Origin of the sequence: Amycolatopsis orientalis DSM 40040 = KCTC 9412 (assembly GCF_000478275.1) — a bacterium.
In the GTDB taxonomy this organism is placed as follows: Bacteria; Actinomycetota; Actinomycetes; order Mycobacteriales; family Pseudonocardiaceae; genus Amycolatopsis; species Amycolatopsis orientalis.
Map to the genome: position 1 here is coordinate 50,383 of NZ_ASJB01000050.1, position 21,622 is coordinate 72,004.

Sequence of the window (21,622 nt, forward strand, 5' to 3'; positions counted from 1 at the left end):
CTAAACGCGCTCCGTCCCTGCGTCGCGTTTAGTCGGCTAAACGCGACATGCGCGCCCCCGGCCACTCGACCTGCGTTTAGCGGGCTAAACGCGACCCGCGCGCCCGGCCGACCCACCCCACGTCGCGTTTAGCGGGCTAAACGCGACCCCGTCCGCGTCCCGTCCCCGGGTCGCGTTAAGCGGGCTAAACGCGACCCGGGGGCGGTCGTAGGGTGGGGGGATGCGTGCGGTGGAGGTGGACGGGAGTCCGGAGTCGATCGCCGAGCTGACCGCGGCACTGGCCGAGGCGCTCGGCGGCGGCCCCACCGTCCTCCCCTACGCCTCGGCGGCCCTCCGCGACGCGATGGAGCCGACGCGCCCGGCCGAGCCGGGGACCGCGGTGATCATCGCCACCTCCGGCTCCACCGGTGAACCCAAGGGCGTCCTCCTGTCGGCCGCCGCACTCACCGCCTCGGCGAACGCGACCCACGCGCGGCTCGGCGGGCCTGGGCACTGGCTGCTCGCGACCCCGGCGCAGTACATCGGCGGGCTGCAGGTGCTGGTCCGCTCGCTGCTCGCCGGGACGACGCCCGCCGCGCTCCACACCTCCGGTTTCCGGCCCGACGACTTCGCCGAGGCCGCCGCGCCGCTCCTCGCGCAGGACGGCCCCCGCTACACCGCGCTCGTGCCGACCCAGCTCGGGCGGCTGCTCGACGACGGCGGACCGGGGCTGGCGGCCGCCCGCGCCTTCGACGCGATCGTGATCGGCGCCGCGGCGACCACCGCCGGACTGCGGGAGCGCGCGGCCGACGCGGGCGTGACGATCGTGCCCGCGTACGGCATGAGCGAGACCGCGAGCGGCTGCGTGTACGACGGCGTGCCGCTCGACGGCGTCCGGATCGAACTCGAGGACGACCGGGTCTGCGTCGCCGGGGACGTCCTCGCGCACGGCTACCGGCTCCAGCCGGAGCTGACCGCGGAGGCGTTCGACGGCGGCCGGTTCCGCACCTCCGACCGCGGGCGGCTGGGCCCCGGCGGACGGCTGGAGATCCTCGGCCGCGTCGACGACATGATCAACACCGGCGGGGTGAAGGTCGCCGCCGCCGCGGTCGAACGGGTGCTGACCGCTCAGCCCGGAGTCCGCGACGCGTGCGTGGTCGGCGTACCCGATCCCGAGTGGGGCGAAGCGGTCGTCGCGCTCGTCGTCGGTGCCGGATGCGACGTCGATTCCCTGCGTGCCGCGTGCCGCGCGGAAGCCGGTGCCGCGGCCGCGCCGAAACGGGTCGAATTCGTCGAAGAACTACCGTTGCGGGGTCCCGGGAAGATCGATAGGGCGGCTGTCCGGAACCTCCTACTAAGGTCGTGAATTTCCCACCGATTACTGGGACTTTGTTGACATGATCATTACCCGCGGGTTTACGTCTTAAGCATGACGCGCTGGACACGCACAGTATTGGCCTGCACCGCCGTCACGATGGGCCTGGTCGCTTTGGCCGGACCCGCGCTGGCGGACGAACCGGAAACCGCCGTTCCGAACAGCGGCACGCTCACCTGGACGCTCGAAGACGTCGTCGACGTGAAGTGAAGTGAACGCGTTCCGTCCTCTGCTTGCGGTGGTTCGACGCCGCAAGCAGAGGACGAAATGCGAGCAGCCCCACGTACCGGCCGGTAGTGGCCAAGGCCAGAATGACGGCATGGCGACTGCTGGTGAATGGATCGAAGGGGCGCGCCCGCGGACGCTGCCCAACGCGGTGGCGCCGGTGGTCGCCGGGGTCGGCGCGGCGGTCGCGCTCGACGGCTTCTCGTGGACCCGCTCGGTGCTCGCGCTCCTGGTCTCACTGGCCCTGATCGTCGGCGTCAACTACGCCAACGACTACTCCGACGGCATCCGCGGCACCGACGAGAACCGCGTCGGCCCGCTGAGGCTCGTCGGCTCCGGAGTCGCGAAGCCGAAGGCCGTCCTGACAGCCGCTTTGGTGGCTCTCGGCCTCGCTGGGGTCCTCGGCCTCGTGCTCGTCGCGATCAGCGGGCTGTGGTGGCTGCTGGCGATGGGCGCGGTCTGCATCCTCGGCGCCTGGTTCTACACCGGCGGCAAAAAGCCCTACGGCTACTACGGTTTCGGCGAGATCGCGGTCTTCGTCTTCTTCGGACTGGCCGGCGTCCTCGGCACGGTCTACGTCCAAGCCGGACAGCTCAGCTGGACGGCGTTCGGTTGCGCTGTCGCCGTCGGCTCGTTCTCGACCGGCGTGCTGACCGCCAACAACCTCCGCGACATCCCGACCGACATCGAGGCAGGCAAGCGCACGCTCGCCACCCGGCTCGGCGACCGGGGCACGCGGCGGCTCTATCTGGTGCTGGTCGCGGTGCCGTACGTCGTCAGCGCGCTGCTCGCCTTCGTGACGCCGTGGACGCTGCTGGGCCTGGTGACCGCGCCGCTGCTGCTGAAGTCGGTCAAGGCCGTCGGTGGCGGCGCCCAGGGACGCGCGCTGATCCCGGCGCTGCGGGACACCGGGTTCGCCATGCTGGGCTGGGCGATCCTGACGACGGTCGCACTGGCGCTGCAGAACGCCTCGTGAGTGGTAATGACGGTTAGAACCGTCATTACCACTCACGAGACCCTCAGATCTCCGGCGAGAACTTCCCGCTCACCAGGAACTTCCGGCACTTCTCCAGGTACGGAGTGATGTCGATGTCCTTCTGCGCCAGCCAGCCGTCGTCGTAGTACGTGTTGGCGTACCGCTCGCCGCCGTCGCACAACAGCGTGACGACGCTGCCCGCCTGGCCTTCCGAGATCATCCGCGAGATCAGGGTGAACGCGCCGAAGAGGTTCGTCCCGGTCGAGCCGCCCGCCCAGTGCCCGGTCCGCTCGCGCAGCACCCGGATGGCCGCCAGCGAACCGGCGTCCGGCACCTGCAGCATCTCGTCGATCACGCCGGGCACGAACGACGGCTCCACCCGCGGCCGCCCGATCCCTTCGATCCGCGACGGCATCCCGGTCGCGTAGTCGAGCGCCCCGGTCTCCCAGGCGCCGTAGAACGACGAGTTCTCCGGGTCGACGACGGCGATCTTCGTGGTGTGGCGCTTGTAGCGCACGTAGCGGCCGAAGGTCGCGCTCGTACCGCCGGTCCCGGCGCCGACCACTATCCACGTCGGCACGGGGTGCCGCTCGGACTGCATCTGCGCGTAGACCGACTCGGCGATGTTGTTGTTCCCGCGCCAGTCCGTCGCGCGCTCGGCGTAGGTGAACTGGTCGAGGTAGTGGCCGTTGCACTCGGAGGCGAGCCGCTCGGCCTCCGGATACATGTCCGGCGCCCGGTCGACGTAGTGACACTCGCCGCCGTAGAACTCGATGAGCGCGATCTTCTCCGGCGAGGTGCTGCGCGGCACCACGGTGATGAACCGCAGGCCGAGCATCCGCGCGAAGTACGCCTCCGAAACCGCGGTCGAGCCGCTGGATGCCTCGACGAGCACGGTGTCCTGCCCGATCTGGCCGTTCACCAGGCCGTACAGGAACAGCGAGCGCGCCAGCCGGTGCTTGAGCGAGCCTGTCGGATGGACCGACTCGTCCTTCAGGTAAAGGTCGATCCCCCACTCCGGCGGCAGTGGGAAGACGTGCAGGTGCGTGTCCGCGCTGCGGTTCGCGTCGGCCTCGATGATGCGGACGGCTTCGCGGACCCAGCTACGGCTGTGCAGGCGGCTCACGCTGCCCCGTCCACCCGGTCGCCGCGCAGCTGGGAGCGCAGTTCGGCACGCGCGCGAGCGCGGTCGGCGTTGCGGCGGGCGAGCCCGGCGGTCACCCGCGCGTTCAGCGGGCGGAACAGCAGCAGGCCCAGCGGCAGCCCGACGACCAGCCCGATCAGCAACGCGACCAGCAGCGGGACGTTGACCAGCAGCAACCCGCCACCGATGACACCGACCAGGAGGAACCTGGCCAGCACGTACAGCGTCAGGTCACGGGCGAGGTGATCGGCGGTTTCCGGAGTGTCGCTCACATCAACGCAGGCTACGCGCTGCCGTTGCGGCCGTCGTCCAGACCCGCGTTGTTGGGCCGTCCCTCGAAGCGGGTGGAGAGCACGACGGTGGTGTTGGTCCGGCCGACGCCGGGGATCCGCCGCAGCCTGCCCAGCGTCCGCTCCAGGTCGTCGACGGTCGCCACCCGCACCTTGACGACGAACGCCTCGTCACCCGCGACGGCGTAGCAGCTTTCGACCTCGTCCAGCGCCCCGAGCGCCTCCGCGACGTCGTCCTCGGTCGCGGTGTCGGTGGGGTGGATGCCGACCAGCGCCGTCACGCCGAGTCCGACCGTGCTGGGGTCGACCATGGCGTGGTACCCGGTGATCACGCCGGCGGCTTCGAGTTTGCCGACCCGCTCGTGCACCGATGACGCCGAGAGTCCGACCGATCGGCCGAGGTCGGCGTAGGTAGCCCGCCCGTTCTCCCGCAATGCCGCGATGATCTTCCGATCCACCTGGTCCACCGCTACACCTTAGGTGCCATGCGGCGATTCGCATGACCAGGGCGCGTTTTCGTACATCTGTGACAAGACCACGGCACGCACCGGCGCATGTCGCGGTTGTCGGTTTTGACCTTTAAGGGCTCTTTACTGTTGGACAACCGTTCGAGTACCTGACGGGTGAGATGCAACGATTGCCGTGTTGGCTACCCGGCACGACGGGCATCGGGCCCGCCTCCGGTTTAGCACTGGAACCGTGAAGGAGGCGGAAAATGACCGCGACGATGGGCGGAAGGTTGCTCACCCCCGGTGAAGTGGCGGCACTGTTCCGGGTCGACCCCAAGACCGTGACCCGGTGGGCGACCGCGGGCCGGATCGGCTCGATCCGCACTCCCGGTGGGCACCGCCGATTCCGCGAGGCCGAGGTGAACGAGCTCCTCGCCGAGCTGACCACTGACGCCAGCGAGCCCGCCCGCAAGGTCTGACCTCGCATTTCGCTCATAAAGGACTCCGGTGACGAAGGGCTCGTAAAGGCCCTTCGTCACATTGGGGTATCCGTAGGTCCCCCCGCGCGCGGCAAAGAGGCTAGCCTCGTGGGACTGAGCAACGTCCTCCACGCGGAAAGGGACCGAGCATGATCTATCTGCTCGCGGCCATCGGAGCGCTCACCGTCGCCGTTGTCTTGTGGCGCGCGTTCGGGATCGAGCGCGTCGGGGTGCCCTCGTCGCGCCCGACACTGGCCCCGGACGACGACCCCGACTTCCTGCGCAAGCTCGGTGAGCAACAGCGCAAGAGTAAAGACGAGGACAAAGACTAAGAGCAGGACTAGGGCTGGATCTGGCGGTACTGCTGGCCCCCGAAACCGTCGGCGACGGTGGCGGCCAGTTCCAGCAGCGCCAGCCGGGTGTCGGCGTGAAGCCGGTCCAGTTCGATCTCGGCGCCTTCTTCCAGGTGCGGGTCGAACGGGATCCGGCAGACCGACCGGACGCGTGCGCCGAAGTGCGCGGAAAGCTTGTCGAGGTCGACGGAGCCGCCCTTCGGACGCACCGAGTTGATCACCGCGACCGACCGTTTGACCAGGTCGCCGTAGCCGTGCGCCTCAAGCCAGTCGAGGGTGGCCGACGCACTGCGCGCGCCGTCCACGGAGCCTGACGAGACCACCACCAGCGCGTCCGCGACGTCCAGGACGCCCTTCATCGCCGAGTGCATCAAACCGGTCCCGCAGTCGGTGAGCACGATGTTGTAGAAGTGCTCCAGCAGGTTGACCGTGCGCCGGTAGTCGTCCTCGGAGAACGCCTCGGAAACCGCCGGGTCCTGCTCGCTGGCGAGGATCTCCAGCCGGCTTCCGCCCTGCGAGGTATACGAGCGGACGTCGCTGTACCTGGTGATCTTGTCCGCGTCCCGCAGCAGGTGCCGCACGGTCGCGGTGGTCTCGATCGGGATCTTCTGCGACAGCGTCCCGCGGTCCGGGTTCGCGTCGACGGCGACGACCCGGTCACCGCGCAGCGACGCGAACGTCGAGCCCAGCGTGGTGGTCGTGGTGGTCTTGCCGACGCCGCCCTTGAGGCTCAGCATCGCGATCTTGTAGCACCCGCGCAGCGGCTGGTTGATCTGTGCGATCAGCTCGCGCTTCCGGGTGTCGGCCGGGCTCTCCCCCGGGTTGACGAGCTTGCCGGTGCCCAGGTAGAGCGCCTTGCGCCAGCCCGATTCCGGCTTGCGCTTCTGCGGTTTGACCAGGCTCGCCGTCGCGAGTTCGTCCGGCAGCGCGTGCCTGCCCTGCGGCTGCGGGAGCCCCGGCACCCCGGGCTGCTGGACAGGCTGCTGGGGCACGTACTGCTGCTGCGGCGGGTACTGCGCCTGCTGGGGCTGCTGAGGTGCCTGTTGGGGATGCAGCGGGGGCAGGTTCTGGTCGTAGGGCTGCTGGTACTGCCCGTGCGACGGCTGCGGCAGCGGCGGCTGCTGAGGCTGCTGCTGAGCCGCCGGCTGCTGCGGGTACTGGGCCTGCTGCGGGTACTGCGGCTGGACGACCTGCGTCGGCTCGGCCTCGAAACCGCTCGCGTTCGGATGCGGCGCCGAGTCCGTCCTGTCCTCGGAGAACAACTCCGAGGGCTGGGCGCTCTCGGTGGGTTCGGGGTGGCCAGGAGCCGATTCTTCGCTGGGTCCGGTCACCGCTGAATTCCTCCTCCGCGCACGTCTTCCCCCACTACCTCAGTATTGACGGTAGTCGTCGCGCGTGCAGCGGTGACGGTCAGCCCCCGGCGTAGGAATGCAGCCCCGAAGTCACCAGATTCACGAAGAACAGGTTGAACACCGTCGCCGAGAATCCGACGATGTTGATGATCGCCGCGCGCTTCCCGCGCCAGCCCGCGGTGGCACGGGAGTGCAGGTACGCCGCGTAGACGACCCACGCGACGAACGCGACGGTCTCCTTCGGGTCCCAGCCCCAGAACCGGCCCCAGGCCGCCTCGGCCCACACGGCACCGCACAGGACGCCGAAGGTGAAGACCGGGAAGGCGAAGATGGTCGTGCGGTAGGCGATCCGGTCGAGCACGTCCGCGGTGGGCAGCTTCGGGCCGAACTTGGCGAACTTGGCCGGGTTGTCGTCGTGGGCGGAGCGGAAGAGGTAGAGCACGCTCGCGACGCCGGGCACCAGGAAGACGCCCGAGCCGATGATGGCCGCGGAGACGTGGATGATCAGCCAGTAGGACTGCAGCGCGGGCTGCACCGGCGCCGCGGTCGTGTACAGCATGGTGCCGTTGATGAACATCAGGATCACGACCGGCGTGAGCAGGAAGCCGGTGAGGTGCCGCACCGGGAACTTCCGCAGGATGACGATCCAGGTCAGGACCGCGATGAAGGTCGTGGCCATGCCGTACTCGTACATGTTGCCCCACGGCGCGCGGTGCACGGCGAGCCCGCGCAGCACGATCGCGGTCAGGTGCAGCAACGCGGCGAGGACCAGCAGTGCGGCGCCCATGCGGCCGATGCGCTCGGGGCGGCCGATCTCGCGCGGGGGTTCGCCGGGCGTCACGGTGGCCGACGGCGGACCGCCCGCGCCGACCAGTTCGCGGACGCGCTGCTTGCTGCGCTCCGCCGCCAGACGGCCCCTGGCGCCGAAACCCTGCTCGAACAGGGTGAACATCAGCGCGAGGACGTAGATCGCCGTCGCGGTGGTGTAGGAGTAGTCGCTGTACTGGGACAGCGTCTCGTTGATCGGCATGACTTCTAGTTGCCTCTCCGCCCCTGGACCAGCTTGCCGCTGATCCGCTGGAACTCTTCTCCGTAGCCCGCCTGATCGGTGCGCGCCAGCCCGGCGACCTCGATCACGGTACCCGTCTCACCTTCGCGGGCCGGGGTCACCCGGACCCACACCCGCCGCCGTTTGACCAGCAACGATCCCGCCAGCCCGATCAGCATCGCGACCGCGCAGACCAGCACCCAGCCCTGCACGGGATCGTGCGAGACCTGGATGGCCACCCATTTCTGGACGCCGTCGAAGCGGACCTTCGTGCCGTCGTCCAGCACGGTCTCCTCGCCCTGGTCCAGGTTCTGCCGGGTGAGCTTCTTGAGCCTGCCGTCCTCGACGAGCGACTGGTCGATCTGGAAGATCGACTGCCCGCGGCCCGCGTCGAGGCCGAGGTCGCCGCGGTAGATGTCGACGGCCACCGCCGGTTTGTTCGCCTCGGGCCGCGACGACGTCAGCACGTTGCCGTGCAGGAACGCGGTCGGCGCGAGCAGGCCGGTGATCGCGAGCTGGCGGGTACGGCGTTCGACCGGGTCGGTGATGCCCGGCTGATCGATCTTCGTCGCGCCTTCGGAGAGCTTCGTGGGCTCGTCGGCGGGACGCCACGGCGTGATGTTGGTGCGCACGGTGCCGTCGGGGAAGGTCACCGTGAACTTCGGGGAGTAGCCGAAGTTCAGCAGGTAGACGCGATCACCGGCGGTGCGCAGCGGCGAGTTGACCTCGAGCCCGTACGGCTTCCAGGCGCCGGTCTTCAGGTCTTCGCCGGACTGGTACTCCATGTTGGAGTGGTAGTAGTTCGCCTGCCCGGCCTCGGTGTAGCGCGCCTCGAAGTCCTTGAGCCGGATGCAGAAGGCGTTGAGGTCGGTGCCGTCGACGCGCAGCCCGGCGTTGAAGGTGTCGTAGCCGAGGATGCCGGAGTTGCACCACGGGCTGTTGTCGGCCTGGACGATCACCTGGCCTTCGTAGCTGAAGAGCTTGCCGAGGGCGAAGAAGATGATCAGGCCGAGCATGCCGAAGTGGAAGACGAGGTTGCCGGTCTCGCGAAGGTATCCGCGCTCGGCGGAGATGCTTCGCGTGCCGTCGGCCTCTTCACGCTCGACACGGCGCCAGCCCTTGAGCAGCGCGTGAGTGTCCTTCATGACCGTCTCGGGGGTCCGATCGGTCGTGGTGGACAGGTGGTGCGGCATCCGCGAGAGCTTGCGCGGCGTGAGCACGGGCTGCGCGCGCATCGCCTTCGCGTATTCGAGGCTGCGCGGCGCGAGGCAGCCGATGAGCGAGACCATCAGCAGGATGTAGATCGCCGAGAACCAGACGCTGCCGTAGACCTCGAAGAACTGCGTCTTGTCGAGCAGTTCGCCCCACCAGCCGTGCGCGGCGATGTACTCGTCGGTCTTGGCGGCGTTGAGGTTTCGCTGCGGCAGCAGGGCACCGGGCATCGCGGCGAGCGCGAGCAGGAACAGCAGCACCAGCGCGGTGCGCATCGACGTCAGCCCGCGCCAGGTGTTGCGCAGCAAGGCGAGGGCACGCTTCAGCGGCGTCGGGCGGTATTCCTTCTTGGGCGGGGCGTCGGTGGTGGTCACAAGGGCAGCCTGAGTTCGGTCACGAGGGTGTTCCGGATCCAGCCGGTCATGTCGGCCCACAGCCCGGTCACCAGCAGGACGCCGACGACCAGCAGCAGGACGCCGCCGAAGACCTGCACCTGACGGCCGTGGCGGCGCAGCCAGTCGGTCGCGCGGACGGCCCAGCGGGCGCCGAAGGCGATGAGGAGGAACGGGACGCCGAGCCCGAGGCAGTAGACGAGGATCAGCACGTACCCGCGTACCGCCGCCCCGCCGGTGGCGCTGGCCATGGACATGACCGCGGACAGCGTCGGCCCGATGCACGGCGTCCAGCCGAGCCCGAACACCGCGCCGAGCACCGGCGCGCCCCACAGACCGCCGCGCGGCACGTGGTGCGAACGGAACTCGCGCTGCAGGCCGGGGATCCAGCCGAGGAAGACCAGCGCCATCGCGATCGTCAGCACGCCGCCGAGACGCTGGAGGAGGTCCATGTTGACCTGGACGGCGGCGGCGATCCACACCAGCGTCCCCAGCGTCACCACGAAGACCACGGTGAACCCGAGCACGAACAGAGCCGCCGCGCCGACGACGGCGTAACGGCCCTTCTTGCGCTCTTCGTCGGCGCTGACCGCGGGGGCGTCGGCGCCGACCAGCGCCGCCAGGTACGCGAGATACCCCGGCACGAGCGGGACGACGCACGGTGACGCGAAGGAGATCGCCCCGGCCAGCAGCGCGACACCCGCCGCGAGCAGCAGTGGCCCGGAGAGCGCCAGCTCGGTCACACCGTTCACGCAAAGGAGCGTAGGCAGTGTGGTCGAGGTGAAAACGCCGGGGCGTCCTCAACGGGACCTACGTCGCACCCGGTCAGGACCTTGGTCCCGGCCCACCGCGTCGCGTTTAGCCCGCTAAAGGCGATCGTCGCGGTGGGCACCTGCCGCATTCAGAGGACGAAACGCAGGGGTTACTTGAGGGTGTCGGGCGGGGTGAGGGGGATGGTCGGGAACGCGGGTGCGGCGGGTTCCGGCTTGGGGCGGCGGTCCCGGAAGACCCAGCCGCCGATCAGGCCGCCGAGGAAGCCGAACAGGTGCGCCTGCCAGCTGATCCCCGCGTCCTGCGGGAACAGGCCGGCGAACTGGTAGGCGAAGCACAACGCCATCACCAGCCCGATGACGATGTCGATCTTGTGCCGGTCGAAGATCCCGCGCACCAGGACGTACCCGAAGTACCCCATGACCAGGCCGCTCGCGCCGACCCCGACCGTGCCGGACTCGTGGAGGGTCCAGGCTCCGAGCCCGCTCAGCACCGCGATCAGCACCGTGACGCTGAGGAACTTCTTCACCCCGCGATACGCCGCGAGGAACCCGAAGATGAACAGCGGCCCCGAGTTGAACTCGATGTGTCCCCAGCCGGCGTGCAAGAGCGGCGCGGTGAGGACGGTCGGCAGCGAGCTGACTTCGCGCGGCCGCGTCCCGTATTCGTACATGAGGCTGTAGCCGTCGACGGCGTTGTAGATCTGGATCAGCCAGAGGACCGCGAGCAGGCCGACCATGACCCAGAAGGCCTTCTTGGCCTCGGCGATCATCGCCTCGGCGTCCTGCTGCCCGGATCTGGGCACGTCTGAAGCAGTCGTCATTTCCTTCTCCCCAGTTCAGAGCCGCCGCGCGGCCCGGGATGAGGAGGATAGCCAGTCCACCCGACAGAGGAGCGCGTTTAGCCCGCTAAACGCGCTCCGTCGGGGGTCAGGCGGGTTCGGCGACCAAGCGCTGGACGACGGGCAGCAGGTCCGAGGCCAGCAGGTCGCGCAGGAACACCGCCGCGACGCGGTGCTGTTTGTCCAGCACGATCGTCGACGGGATGATGTTGCGCGGATAGCCCGACAGCTGCAGCAGCGTCCGCCCCGACGGGTCGTAGATCGACGGGTACGTCAGCTTCCGGTCCCGCATGAAGTCCTGCGCCGGGGCCCGGTCGTTGTCCCGCAGGTCGATCCCGACCACCTGGACGCCGGACGCCTTGGTCTGGTCGTACACCTTCTGCATCTCCGGTGCCTCGACGCGGCACGGCCCGCACCACTGGCCCCACAGGTTCAGCACGATGACCTTGCCGGGGAAGTCGGCGATCGAGAGCTGCTTGCCCTCGTTCATCAGGTCGTCGCCGGACAGTGTCGGCGACTGCTGGCGGTCCGCGACGTCGTAGGTGATGTCGACCTTCCCGCCCGGCGAAACGAAGTTGAAGCTGCCGCCGGTGACGACGGCGTCCTTGCCGGTGGTGCAGCCCGAAACGACGAGGACCGCCAGGAGCACCGACGCCAGTACCCGCTTCATGCCCCGGTCACCTTCGGGTCGGTCGTGCCGGCGGGCTCGCTGTAAACGATCCGCACGAGCTCTTCGCCCTCGAAGACCAGGCTGGTCAGCGAAGCGAGCGAGCACTGCCGGACGCGCGGATCGTGCCAGAGCCGCTTCGCCTCCAGGAACCGGCGCACGGTCCAGATCGGCAGCTGGTGCGAGACGCACAACGCCTCGTGTCCCTCGGCCGCCTGCCGCGCGCGGTGGACCGCGCCGAGCATGCGGTGCGCGATCTCCACGTACGGCTCGCCCCACGACGGCCGGAACGGGTTGACCAGCTTCGGCCAGTGCTTCGGCTGGCGCAGGGCGCCGTCGCCGACGGCGACCCGCTCGCCCTCGAACTGGTTGTCCGCCTCGATGAGCCGCTCGTCGGTGTCGACGTCGAGCCGGTGCGCCGCCGCGATCGGCGCCGCGGTCTCCTGCGCGCGCTGAAGAGGCGAAGCGACGACGTACGTGATGTCGTGCGTCGCGACGGCTTCGGCGACCGTCAGCGCCTGGCGCTGGCCGCGGTCGGAGAGCTTGAAGCCTGGCAGACGGCCGTACAGGATCCCGTCCGGGTTGTGCACCTCGCCGTGGCGGAGCAGGTGCACGATCGTCGTCTCGCTCACGCCTGGACCGCCTCGGCGGCGGCGCGGGCGGCGACGCGCAACGCGGACTCGATGATCTCGAACTCGGTGTCGCCCATGGCCGCGTTGACGAACCACGCCTCGTACGCGCTCGGCGGCGCGTACACGCCGTTGTCCAGCAGCGCGTGGAAGAACGCCGGGAAACGCCAGGTCTGGGAGGCCTGCGCGCCCGGGTAGTTCGTCACCGGGCTTTCGCTGAAGAACACGCTGACCAGGTTGCCCGCGTACTGCACGGTGTGCGTGACACCGGCCTCGGTCAGCGACCGGTCGAACAGGTCGCCGAGCCGCTTCGCGTTGGCGTCGAGGGCCGCGTACACGGCGTCGTCGGCCGCGCGCAGCGTCGCGAGTCCGGCGGCGACGGCCACGGGGTTCCCCGAAAGCGTCCCGGCCTGGTAGACGGGACCGCCCGGGGCCAGCTTCGCCATCACGTCGGCGCGGCCGCCGAAGGCCGCGGCCGGCAGTCCGCCGGACATGACCTTGCCGAAGGTGTACAGGTCACCGGCGACGCCTTCGAGACCGAACCAGCCCGCCTTCGAGACGCGGAACCCGGTCATCACCTCGTCCATGATCAGCAGCGCGCCGTGCTCGTGCGCGATCTCCTTGAGCCCGGCGTTGAAGCCCTCGGCCGGGGCGACGGCGCCCATGTTGCCCGCGGCGGCTTCGGTGATGATCGCCGCGATCGACTCCGGGTTGTCCACAAAGGACTTCCGGACCGCGTCGAGGTCGTTGTAGGGCAGGACGATCGTGTCGGCCGCCTGCGCGCCGGTGACACCGGGCGAGGTCGGGAGGCCGAGCGTCGCGACGCCGGAGCCCGCTTCGGCGAGGAGCGCGTCGACGTGGCCGTGGTAGCAGCCCGCGAACTTGATGATCTTCGCCCGGCCGGTGAACCCCCTGGCCAGCCGGATCGCGCTCATCGTCGCCTCGGTGCCGGAGTTGACCAGGCGGACCTGCTCGACCGGCTCGACCCGGCCGATGATCTCCTCGGCCAGCTCGACCTCGCCGAGGGTCGGCGTGCCGAACGACAGTCCGTTGACGGCGGCTTCGCGCGCGGCGGAGACGACGGCCGGATGCGCGTGCCCGAGGATCATCGGCCCCCACGAGGAGACCAGGTCGACATAGCGGTTGTCATCGGCGTCCCACAGATACGGCCCCTCGCCGCGCACCATGAACCGCGGGGTGCCGCCGACGGAGTTGAAGGCCCGCACCGGGGAGTTCACCCCGCCCGGGACCACGGCCTTCGCTCGTTCGAACCATGCCTTGGACTGATCGACTCCGGTAGCCACCTCCCCAGTCTCGCAAATCCGCCGGGGACACCCGCCGCCGCGTCCTCACGGTTCCGGGCATGGCGTGACCGGCCCCACTAGGGTGGGAACCACTCCCGCCGAAACCCTCGCGGAGGAATCCACGTGTCCACGGTGCCGTCACCACCGACCCATCACCGTCGCCTGCGCTGGCAGGCGCTGGCCGGATTCATCGCCATGTCGGCGGTCGTCGGCGTGGTGGCGGCGCTGGCCGTGGCGACCCGCTCCGAGACGCACGACGCGCTGGTCCGCCCGTCGTGGGCGCCGCCGGGCTGGCTCTACGGTCCGACGTGGTCGGTCCTGCTCCTCATGGTCGCCATCGCGGGCTGGTGCTACTGGCGGACCGACGGCGAAACGCGCGGCTTCGCCTTCTACGGCCTCTGCCTGTTGCTGACCCTGCTGTGGACGCCGTTGTTCTTCGCCGGCGGCGCGCACGTCCTCGCCCTCGCCGACGTGGTCGTCCTGGATTTCGTCGTGCCCGTCACGATGATGGAGTTCGCGCGCCGGTCGAAGCTCGCGGCGTGGCTGCTCGTGCCGTATCTGCTGTGGCTGCTGTTCTCGACCGCGGTCAACGCCGCCGTCGTCTGGCTCACCTGAGCCGGGTTGCTCAGTTCCGGGGGTCCTTGGGTTTGCGCCGCCTGGTCCGCACGGCGAGCAGGAACTGGCGGATCGCGTCCACCACCAGGATCGCGGCCAGCGTGCCCAGCCCGATGGCGCCGGCGAGCGGGCCGCCGAAATACCGCTGCGATTCGAGCGTCGTGTCGCCGTAGGTGATCCGCACCGGGACCACACCGGCCTTCCAGCACGCGAAAACACCCCAGACCGCGAGCGCGGCGAGGATCAGTTCGGCGGCCCCCACCAGAGCGCGCAGGGGTTTGTGCAGCCGGGCCGCGGGCCGGTCGTCCTCCGGCGGCCACAGGTCGGCCCCGGTCGGCTGGGGAAGGTCGATCACAGTGAGCAGCTTCTCATGACTCTGTGGTGCGAGCACGCACCAAACCCTCGAGAGCCGCACGGAGGGCGTCCGGATCCTTGGCCCAGGCGCGGACGAAGACGCCGTCATCGAGCTTCAACGGGACCTCGCCGTGCTTCTTGGGGATCGTCCAGCCGCCACCGAGGACCCGCGAACCGACCGGCGCCTCCTCGTCGTCGAGTACCTCGGCGATCCGGGCCGCCTCCAGGGTTTCCCGGCCCTGCCGGTAGCCGTCGGCGGTGACTTCGAGCGAGAGGTACCGGCGGCGCGCGTACACCCACGGCACGGTGATCAGCACCAGCCCGGCCCCGACCAGGATCCAGGAAAGCCAGTGCACCGGACCGCCGGTCGCCCATTCGGCGAGCAGCCCGGCGAGGGCGAACAACGGTGCCCAGAGCAACGCCGTCCAGCCGACGCCGGGTTCGCCGTAGAGGGGCGGCTCGGGCGTCATGGCAGCTTGCGCCCGACCTTGGGGAAGTAGTCGGCGACGCTGGGCAGGTACATCAGGACCAGCGCGATCACCGCGATCAGCGTGGCGATGACGACGAAGAGCGCGCCACCGACGACGAAGAGCCCGACGAGCGCGAGGAAGAACGCGAGGCCGGTCAGCACGGCCCTGGCCGAACGCGTTCCTTCGCGGGCCTTGTAGGCGAAAATCGCGAAGAGCAAGGCGAAGGTGACCGCGCCGACGAACAGGTTCAGGATCAGCCCGTCGACGCCCTCGACGATCCGCGACGGGTCGACCTTCAGCGCCGGATCGCGCTGTTCGGCGTTCTGCTTGAGGTAGGTGTCGATCACCGTCTGCCTGCCGATCAGCAGATAGGCGGGTCCGGCGATCAGGGTGAGACCGGTCGCGATCCAGAGCCAGAAGGAGATGGCGACGGGCTTCGGCACGGTGTGCTTCGGCGCCTCCTGGCCGGGCAGGATCGGGTCGGGTGCCCGTCCCCTCTTACGACGCTCGTCGTCCGTTTCGTCGGCTGTGCTGTCGCTCACGCCGGGCAGCCTACGTGGTTCCGCAGGCCAGAGGCTTTCCGCCCGGGTAGCTTGTGCGCGAATTGACACGAACACTGGGGATTTCACGATGACCACACCCAACCCGCCCGGCGGGCCTTGGCAAGGGCGGCAACAACCCTGGCCACAGCCGGGATACGGCTACCCGAGACACCAACAGCAGTACCCGGACGGCAGGCAGCAGATGCCACCACCTCCTCCACCGGAGAAGTCCAAGAAGTTCCTCTTCTGGCTGATCCCGCTCGTCGTGGTGGTCGTCGCCGCGGCCGTGGTGATCCCGATCGCGCTGACCGGTGGGGACCCGGCCCCGGGGCCAGCCGCCCAGCAACCGCCGAGCAGTTCGGCCCCGGTCGCCCAGAAGGTGAAATGGCGGCTGTCCGGACTGGAGGGAGACGTTCCCGAGTACAAGCAGGGCGTCACGACCTGGCTGTACGAGGACACCCTCGTCGTCGTCCGCGACAAGTACGTCGCCGCGTTCACCAGGGCGGACGGCAAGCAGCGCTGGCTCACCGAGGTACCGGACGGGAAGCGGGCGTGCGGCGCCTCCGTGGAACCGGTCGACGGGAAGATCGCCTTCGCCTACGGCGAGGAGAAGACCTGCGACAACGCGGCCGTCCTCGACCTGAAGGACGGGAAACTCGGCTGGCGGCAGCCGCTCGAGGTGCCGCAGAAGCTTCAAGGCGACCGCCCTCCCAAGTCCGCGATCCTGCAGATCGCCGGTGACGCCGTCTTCGTCACGCAGGGCGAGGGAATGGCCGCGCTCGACCTCGCCACCGGCACGAAGAAGTGGGCGAAGACCCACATGCGCGCACCGGACCGAGCCGACGACCCGACGTGCGCCGGGGAGGACGCCGTACCGAAGGACGGCAAGATCGTCGTCGTGATGACCTGCCTCACCGGGGACTACGGCCTCAGCATGCTGCGGGTCGACGCGTCGACCGGGAACATCGAGGTGGCGGAAGACCTGCCGAAGGAGAGCTCTTCGCTCGGCGATGTCGGCGTCATCTCGGTGAAACCCCTGCTGGTCTACGGCAAGACCACCGATACGGGCACGTACTTCCTCTTCGGAGACGACCTGAAGCTCCAGTCGAAGATCGACGGTGGCGACCCCTTCACACCGGACGGTCTCACCGGCGCCGACGGCCAGGGTTTCGACCATGACGCGTCCGGCACCGAGCACCTGGTCAGCCCGGCCCTGGTCACCGAAGAGGTGCTCTACACCATCACGATGCCCCAGGCGGGCACGGTGAACGCCCTGGTCGCGGTGGATCTGAAGACCGGGCAGCGCAAGTGGTCGGCGAAGGTCCCCGAGGGCACCGTGATGGCCCCGCTCGCGATCGAGGACGGTCAGGTGATCACCGAGGTCGCGCCCGTCGAGCGGACCGGGCCGCAGCGAGTGGTCAAGGTCGCCGTCGCGGACGGAGCGGTGACGCCGATGGTCGAGGCGCAGATCGAGAACGCCGACAACGACAAGAACGGGCCGATCTCGGGCCTCTACCGCTACCTCTGGGCAGACAGCCGCGTCTACGCCGTTTCCGGCCGGTTCCCGAAGTTCAGCCTGGACATCTACACCGTCGAACCGTGACCCGGACAGCTTTTCCGCCATCGCATCGAACAACTGGGGAAACCGAATGACCAGACCCACTCCGCCCGGCGGCGCGCCATGGCCGCCACAACAACCCTGGCAACCGCACCAGCAGCACCACCAGCCTCAGGGCTGGCAGCAGCAGCCGCCGCCCTACCCGCAGCAGCAGTACGGCCCCCCGCGGCAGGGACCGCCTCCACCGCCGCCCAAGGGCAAGAAGTTCCTCTTCTGGCTCGTTCCGCTGGTCGTCGCCGTGGTCACCGCGGCGGTGGTCGTGCCGATCGCGCTGAGCGGCGGGGATTCGCCGCAGGATCAGGCCGCCCCGCCCTCCGCCACTCCCGGGGCCGCCGGGGGTTCGCCGAAGGTCAAATGGGAACTGTCAGGAGCGAAGCAGGACGTCCCGGAGTACAAGAACGGCATCACGACCTGGCTGCACGGAGATGACCTCGTCGTCGTCCGCGACAAGTACGTGGCCGCGTTCACCAGGGCGGACGGCAAGCGGCGCTGGCTGGCGGAGGCGCCGGGCGGCAAGGTCTTCTGCGGCACCGGGGTCGAGCCCGCCGACGGCAAGATCGTCCTCGCCTTCGGCAAGGCGAAGGCCGACAAGGAGGATGGGAGCTGCGACAACGCCACCATCCTCGACCTGAAGGACGGGAAGCTCGGCTGGCAGGTGCCGATGGTGGTCCCGCAGAAGATGCAGGACCGGGTGGTCTCGGTGGAGGCCGTCGTCACGCAGATCATGGGTGACGTCGTGTTCGTCACCGCGGACCAGGGCTACGCGGCGCTCGATCTGGCCACCGGCGCGATCAAGTGGACGAAGACCTTCTCCCGCAAGGCCGACGGCGAGGACACCTGCGCCAGCCACGACATGATGCCGAGGGACGGCAAGGCCATCGTCGTGGCGAGCTGCCTCACCGGCGACTTCTCGGTCACCGCGCTCCAGATCGACCCGGCGACCGGGAACGTCGAACTGGAGGACAGCGTCCCCCACTCCGGCTACTCGATCTCGGGGATCGGTCTCCTGTCGGTGAAGCCCGTGCTGGCATACGGTTCGAACACCGAGGAGGGCACGTACTTCCTCTTCGACGACAACCTGAAGCTCAAGTCGAAGATCGACGGCGGCAAGCCCAATACCGAGGAGGAGCTCGACGGCGCCACGTCGCAGGGCTTCGGGCACAGCACCTCGGGTACCGAACACCATCCGAGCGCCATCATCGTGGAAGGCGACACGTTCTATACGCCGACCAGGACGATCGGCGGGCAGGTGAACAAGCTCGTCGCGGTGGACCTGAACACCGGGCAGCGCAAGTGGACGGCCTCGGTTCCGGAGGGCACGATCCAGGCGCCGATCAAGATCGTGGACGGCCAGATCCTCGCCCAGGTCGGGCCGGTCTACAACACCGGACCGCAGCGGACGGTCAAGATCGCGGTCGCGGACGGGAAGGTGACGCCGTTCCTGGAGGCACAGATCAGGAATTCCGAGCAGGACGACACGGGGCCGATCCCGGGGTTCTACCGGTACCTCTGGGCCGACGACCGGGTCTACGCCGTGGCGGGCCGGTGGTCGAACCTCACCGCGGACGTCTTCCTGCTTCAGGCTGAGTAGCGACACGAAAGGGCCCCTTCGCCGCGATTTCCGTGGCGAAGGGGCCCTTTTCGTCTGCGCGAAACTCAGTCCAGCCAGGCGGCGGCTTCGGCGGCCCAGTAGGTGAGGATCATGTCCGCGCCGGCGCGGCGGAACGACGTCAGCATCTCGAGGACCGTGCGCTCGCGCTCGATCCAGCCGTTCGCGGCGGCGGCCTCGACCATCGCGTATTCGCCCGAGATGTTGTAGGCCGCGACGGGGACCGGCGACGCCTCGGCGGCCGCCCTGATGACGTCCATATAGGACAGTGCGGGCTTGATGATGATCATGTCCGCGCCCTCGGCGATGTCCAGCTCGATCTCGCGCAGCGCCTCGCGCACGTTGCCCGGATCCTGCTGGTACGTCTTCCTGTCGCCCTTCAGCTGCGAATCGATGGCTTCCCGGAAGGGGCCGTAGAACGAGCTGGCGAACTTCGCGGAGTAGGCGAGGATGCCGGTGTCGGTGCGCCCGGCCCGGTCGAGGGCGGCGCGGATGACGCCGACCTGGCCGTCCATCATCCCGCTGGGCCCGAGCAGATGCGCACCCGCTTCCGCCTGCGCCAGGGCCATCTCCGCGTACACCCGCAGGGTCGCGTCGTTGTCGACCCGGCCGTCGGCGTCGAGGACGCCGCAGTGGCCGTGGTCGGTGAACTCGTCGAGACAGGTGTCGGCCATCAGGACCGTCGCGTCGCCGAGTTCGGACCGCAGATCGCGCAGGGCGACGTTGAGGATGCCGTCCGGATCGATCGCGCCGGAGCCCTCGGCGTCACGGGTCTTCGGGACGCCGAACAGCATCAGACCGCCGACACCGGCGTTGACCGCGTCGACGGCGGCCTTGCGCAGCGTGTCGCGGGTGTGCTGGACGACCCCGGGCATGCTCGAGATCGGGCGGGGCGTGTCGAGGCCCTCGGCCACGAACATCGGGAGGATCAGCTGACGTGGGCGCAGCGTCGTCTCACTGACCAGCCTGCGCATGGCCGGAGTGGTACGGAGCCTGCGGGGACGATGTTCGGGAAACACCCCATAGACGGTACTCCCGCCCGCTCGAGAAGCGGTCCGCAGGCGCGGTGAAGGGCGCGCTGGGCCGGCGGCGCGGACTTCCCTAAGGAACGGTAAAGAGTCACCTTTGCCCGATTCGTCCGCGGTGTGACCTGGGTTACCTTCGCATCCATGTCGAGTTCAACGGTGACCGACCAACTGGAAGAACCGCCCGTCGGCTGGCGCGCACGGCTGCGCCAGGTCGGGCCAGGGATCATGGCCGCGGCGACCGGGGTCGGCGCGGGCGACCTCGTCGCGACGATGGTGGCCGGATCGCGCTTCGGGTACACGCTGCTGTGGGCGGTGCTCGTCGGGACGATCTTCAAACTCGCGCTGGCCGAAGCCGTCGGCCGCTGGCATCTGACCTCGGGCCGGACGATCCTGTCCGGCTGGCGGACGCTGGGGATCTGGGCGCTGATCTATTTCGGGATCTACGCGGTGATCTGGGGGTTCGTCTACGGCGCGACCGCGATGTCGGCGTCGGGGCTGCCGCTGAACGCGCTCTTCCCCGCACTTTCGGTGCGGTACTGGGCGATGATCTGCGGCCTGCTCGGCTTCGCGCTGGTGTGGTTCGGCCGGTACGCGATCATCGAGAAGCTGATGACGGTGCTCACCGGCGTCATGTTCGTGACCGTGGTCGGGACCGCGGTGCTCGTCGTGCCGAACTTCACCGCGCTGTTCGAGGGCGCCGTTCCCACGCTGCCCGACGGTTCGCTCGTGTACGTCCTCGGTCTGGTCGGCGGTGTCGGCGGCACGATCACCATGGCGGCCTACGGTTACTGGACGCTGGCGAAAGGCTGGCGTTCGTCGAAGTGGCTGCCGATGATGCGTACCGACAACGCCGTCGGCTACCTCATGACCGGGATCTTCGTGATCGCGATGCTGATCGTCGGCGCGGAACTCCTGCTGGGCCAGAAGATCATCTCGGGCGACAAGGGCCTCCTGTTCCTCGGCGACACGCTCGCCGCGGATTACGGGCAATGGGCGCGGATCCCTTTCCTCATCGGGTTCTTCGCGGTTTCGTTCACGTCGGTGATCGGCGTCTGGCACGGCGTGAGCCTGCTTTTCGCGGACTGGTGGCGCATTCTGCGACTGCCCACGGACACCACGGAAAGCATTGAGGCGTATGAAAAGAAGGCCGGAGAACGGAGCGTCGCCTACCGGGGTTACGTGCTGTGGCTGACTTTCCCGCCGATGGCGTTGCTGTTCCTGGACCAGCCCTTCCAGCTCACGGTGATCTACGGCGTGCTGGGCGCGTTGTTCATGCCGTTCCTGGCGGCGACCCTGCTGGTGCTGCTGAATACCTCACGGGTGCCCCGCGAAGGGCGCTCCGGCTGGTTTTCCAACGCCCTGCTGGGCATCTGTCTCGCGATGTTCGCGTACCTCGCCTACACCGAAGTCGTGAAGTTCTTCAACTGACCCGGTCTCGTGAGTGGTAATGACGGTTCTATTGAGGGTTAAGGCGATCTTGGCGTGATCGACTCAATGCCGTGGCCTGTCCACAAAGGACAGTTTTCGGCGACTCGGCGTCCGGTTGATGCCTAAATGCACGTTCCTGAACGGGGTCGTGAGTGGCAAAGAGCGTTCTAACGCTCCTTGCCACTCACGACCACCCCGCAAAACCGCACAAACAACCCGAACCGGACACTTATCTTCAGGAGAGTGTCTCTCGGAGCCGCGGCCCTGCTTCTGCCAGCCAGTCCGGACGCTCGCCGGGGCACGACATCTTTGCTTTACCCCGCAATAACCAACCCTCACTTGGGTACCTGCTCGTAGCCTGCGGCTTTGCTCGCGGTGAAGTACATGATGGCCCCCTTCCTTGCGCCTAGCGCAAGGAAGGGGGCCATCATGTACTGGGGAAGGTGTGAAGGTCGAGTTTCCTCGGCTCAGC

At 68.8% G+C, this 21,622-nt stretch carries 24 protein-coding genes; 9 read left to right on the top strand and 15 right to left on the bottom strand.

What is annotated here, in order from left to right:
- The first annotated feature begins 220 nt into the window (after positions 1-220).
- The 3 genes from menE (at position 221) to L324_RS16365 (ending at position 2,555) form a co-directional block, all read left to right on the top strand.
- Complete coding sequence (gene menE / locus L324_RS16360) at positions 221-1,345, top strand: o-succinylbenzoate--CoA ligase (protein ID WP_037308420.1); 1,125 nt, start codon at positions 221-223, stop codon at positions 1,343-1,345.
- Between the two features lie 63 nt (positions 1,346-1,408).
- Entirely contained in the window at positions 1,409-1,564 is a 156-nt protein-coding gene (locus L324_RS43095) for a hypothetical protein (protein WP_162835867.1), read from the top strand.
- Between the two features lie 109 nt (positions 1,565-1,673).
- Entirely contained in the window at positions 1,674-2,555 is an 882-nt protein-coding gene (locus tag L324_RS16365) for a 1,4-dihydroxy-2-naphthoate polyprenyltransferase (protein ID WP_037308425.1), read from the top strand.
- A gap of 43 nt (positions 2,556-2,598) precedes the next feature.
- Here L324_RS16365 and cds1 read toward each other — a convergent pair whose 3' ends face one another.
- Genes cds1 through L324_RS16380 form a run of 3 tightly spaced genes read right to left on the bottom strand, consistent with a single transcriptional unit; the run spans position 2,599 to position 4,456 of the window.
- On the bottom strand, positions 2,599-3,681 hold the full coding sequence (gene cds1, locus L324_RS16370) for an L-cysteine desulfhydrase Cds1 (protein ID WP_037308427.1): 1,083 nt from the start codon (positions 3,679-3,681) through the stop codon (positions 2,599-2,601).
- A complete protein-coding gene (locus L324_RS16375) occupies positions 3,678-3,971 on the bottom strand; it encodes a DUF4229 domain-containing protein (protein WP_037308431.1) in 294 nt (97 codons plus the stop codon). The genes cds1 and L324_RS16375 overlap by 4 nt, the downstream gene beginning before the upstream one ends.
- A gap of 11 nt (positions 3,972-3,982) precedes the next feature.
- Positions 3,983-4,456 carry an Lrp/AsnC family transcriptional regulator gene (locus L324_RS16380; RefSeq protein WP_037308434.1) on the bottom strand — a complete coding sequence of 158 codons (474 nt, stop codon included), beginning with the start codon at positions 4,454-4,456 and terminating at the stop codon, positions 3,983-3,985.
- A gap of 248 nt (positions 4,457-4,704) precedes the next feature.
- Here L324_RS16380 and L324_RS16385 point away from each other — a divergent pair, with 248 nt between their 5' ends.
- Both L324_RS16385 and L324_RS16390 read left to right on the top strand, forming a co-directional pair.
- A complete protein-coding gene (locus tag L324_RS16385; RefSeq protein ID WP_005151795.1) occupies positions 4,705-4,917 on the top strand; it encodes a BldC family transcriptional regulator in 213 nt (70 codons plus the stop codon).
- Between the two features lie 149 nt (positions 4,918-5,066).
- Positions 5,067-5,249 (top strand): hypothetical protein, encoded by a 183-nt coding sequence (locus L324_RS16390; protein ID WP_037308437.1) that lies wholly within the window; start codon positions 5,067-5,069, stop codon positions 5,247-5,249.
- 8 nt (positions 5,250-5,257) lie between these two features.
- Here L324_RS16390 and L324_RS16395 read toward each other — a convergent pair whose 3' ends face one another.
- The 8 genes from L324_RS16395 to hemL all read right to left on the bottom strand — a co-directional run bounded on the left by L324_RS16395 (position 5,258) and on the right by hemL (position 13,486).
- Complete coding sequence (locus L324_RS16395) at positions 5,258-6,601, bottom strand: MinD/ParA family ATP-binding protein (protein WP_037308440.1); 1,344 nt, start codon at positions 6,599-6,601, stop codon at positions 5,258-5,260.
- Positions 6,602-6,680: 79 nt separating this feature from the next.
- Positions 6,681-7,652 carry a c-type cytochrome biogenesis protein CcsB gene (ccsB, locus tag L324_RS16400; protein WP_037308443.1) on the bottom strand — a complete coding sequence of 324 codons (972 nt, stop codon included), beginning with the start codon at positions 7,650-7,652 and terminating at the stop codon, positions 6,681-6,683.
- Between the two features lie 5 nt (positions 7,653-7,657).
- Positions 7,658-9,256: a cytochrome c biogenesis protein ResB gene (resB, locus tag L324_RS16405; protein WP_037308446.1), complete on the bottom strand. Its 1,599-nt coding sequence runs from the start codon at positions 9,254-9,256 to the stop codon at positions 7,658-7,660.
- Complete coding sequence (locus L324_RS16410; protein WP_037308449.1) at positions 9,253-10,026, bottom strand: cytochrome c biogenesis CcdA family protein; 774 nt, start codon at positions 10,024-10,026, stop codon at positions 9,253-9,255. The genes resB and L324_RS16410 overlap by 4 nt, the downstream gene beginning before the upstream one ends.
- 170 nt (positions 10,027-10,196) lie before the next feature.
- Positions 10,197-10,868 carry a rhomboid family intramembrane serine protease gene (locus tag L324_RS16415; RefSeq protein WP_051173931.1) on the bottom strand — a complete coding sequence of 224 codons (672 nt, stop codon included), beginning with the start codon at positions 10,866-10,868 and terminating at the stop codon, positions 10,197-10,199.
- Between the two features lie 106 nt (positions 10,869-10,974).
- A complete protein-coding gene (locus L324_RS16420; protein WP_037308455.1) occupies positions 10,975-11,556 on the bottom strand; it encodes a TlpA family protein disulfide reductase in 582 nt (193 codons plus the stop codon).
- Positions 11,553-12,185: a histidine phosphatase family protein gene (locus L324_RS16425; RefSeq protein WP_037308459.1), complete on the bottom strand. Its 633-nt coding sequence runs from the start codon at positions 12,183-12,185 to the stop codon at positions 11,553-11,555. Before L324_RS16425 ends, L324_RS16420 begins: the two co-directional genes overlap by 4 nt.
- Positions 12,182-13,486: a glutamate-1-semialdehyde 2,1-aminomutase gene (gene hemL / locus L324_RS16430; protein ID WP_037308462.1), complete on the bottom strand. Its 1,305-nt coding sequence runs from the start codon at positions 13,484-13,486 to the stop codon at positions 12,182-12,184. The genes L324_RS16425 and hemL overlap by 4 nt, the downstream gene beginning before the upstream one ends.
- Before the next feature lie 123 nt (positions 13,487-13,609).
- Here hemL and L324_RS16435 point away from each other — a divergent pair, with 123 nt between their 5' ends.
- Positions 13,610-14,101 (top strand): tryptophan-rich sensory protein, encoded by a 492-nt coding sequence (locus L324_RS16435; RefSeq protein WP_037308464.1) that lies wholly within the window; start codon positions 13,610-13,612, stop codon positions 14,099-14,101.
- A 10-nt stretch (positions 14,102-14,111) separates the two neighbouring features.
- Here L324_RS16435 and L324_RS16440 read toward each other — a convergent pair whose 3' ends face one another.
- The 3 genes from L324_RS16440 to L324_RS16450 are packed head-to-tail and all read right to left on the bottom strand — an operon-like array spanning position 14,112 to position 15,467.
- Positions 14,112-14,492 carry a hypothetical protein gene (locus tag L324_RS16440; RefSeq protein ID WP_037308466.1) on the bottom strand — a complete coding sequence of 127 codons (381 nt, stop codon included), beginning with the start codon at positions 14,490-14,492 and terminating at the stop codon, positions 14,112-14,114.
- The gene (mce1N, locus tag L324_RS16445; RefSeq protein ID WP_037308469.1) at positions 14,470-14,925 is read right to left on the bottom strand and encodes a transport-regulating membrane protein Mce1N; all 456 of its coding nucleotides are present in this window, start codon (positions 14,923-14,925) and stop codon (positions 14,470-14,472) included. The genes L324_RS16440 and mce1N overlap by 23 nt, the downstream gene beginning before the upstream one ends.
- The gene (locus L324_RS16450; protein WP_037308473.1) at positions 14,922-15,467 is read right to left on the bottom strand and encodes a hypothetical protein; all 546 of its coding nucleotides are present in this window, start codon (positions 15,465-15,467) and stop codon (positions 14,922-14,924) included. Before L324_RS16450 ends, mce1N begins: the two co-directional genes overlap by 4 nt.
- Positions 15,468-15,555: 88 nt before the next feature.
- Here L324_RS16450 and L324_RS16455 point away from each other — a divergent pair, with 88 nt between their 5' ends.
- Both L324_RS16455 and L324_RS16460 read left to right on the top strand, forming a co-directional pair.
- Positions 15,556-17,070, top strand: coding sequence for an outer membrane protein assembly factor BamB family protein (locus tag L324_RS16455; protein WP_081736361.1), 1,515 nt, complete (start codon positions 15,556-15,558; stop codon positions 17,068-17,070).
- Positions 17,071-17,116: 46 nt separating this feature from the next.
- Complete coding sequence (locus L324_RS16460) at positions 17,117-18,676, top strand: outer membrane protein assembly factor BamB family protein (protein ID WP_081736362.1); 1,560 nt, start codon at positions 17,117-17,119, stop codon at positions 18,674-18,676.
- A gap of 65 nt (positions 18,677-18,741) precedes the next feature.
- Here L324_RS16460 and hemB read toward each other — a convergent pair whose 3' ends face one another.
- Entirely contained in the window at positions 18,742-19,713 is a 972-nt protein-coding gene (gene hemB / locus L324_RS16465; RefSeq protein ID WP_081736363.1) for a porphobilinogen synthase, read from the bottom strand.
- Between the two features lie 150 nt (positions 19,714-19,863).
- Between hemB and L324_RS16470 the strand changes: the two genes are divergently transcribed.
- Positions 19,864-21,150, top strand: coding sequence for an Nramp family divalent metal transporter (locus L324_RS16470; protein ID WP_037308486.1), 1,287 nt, complete (start codon positions 19,864-19,866; stop codon positions 21,148-21,150).
- The last annotated feature ends 472 nt before the right edge of the window (positions 21,151-21,622 follow it).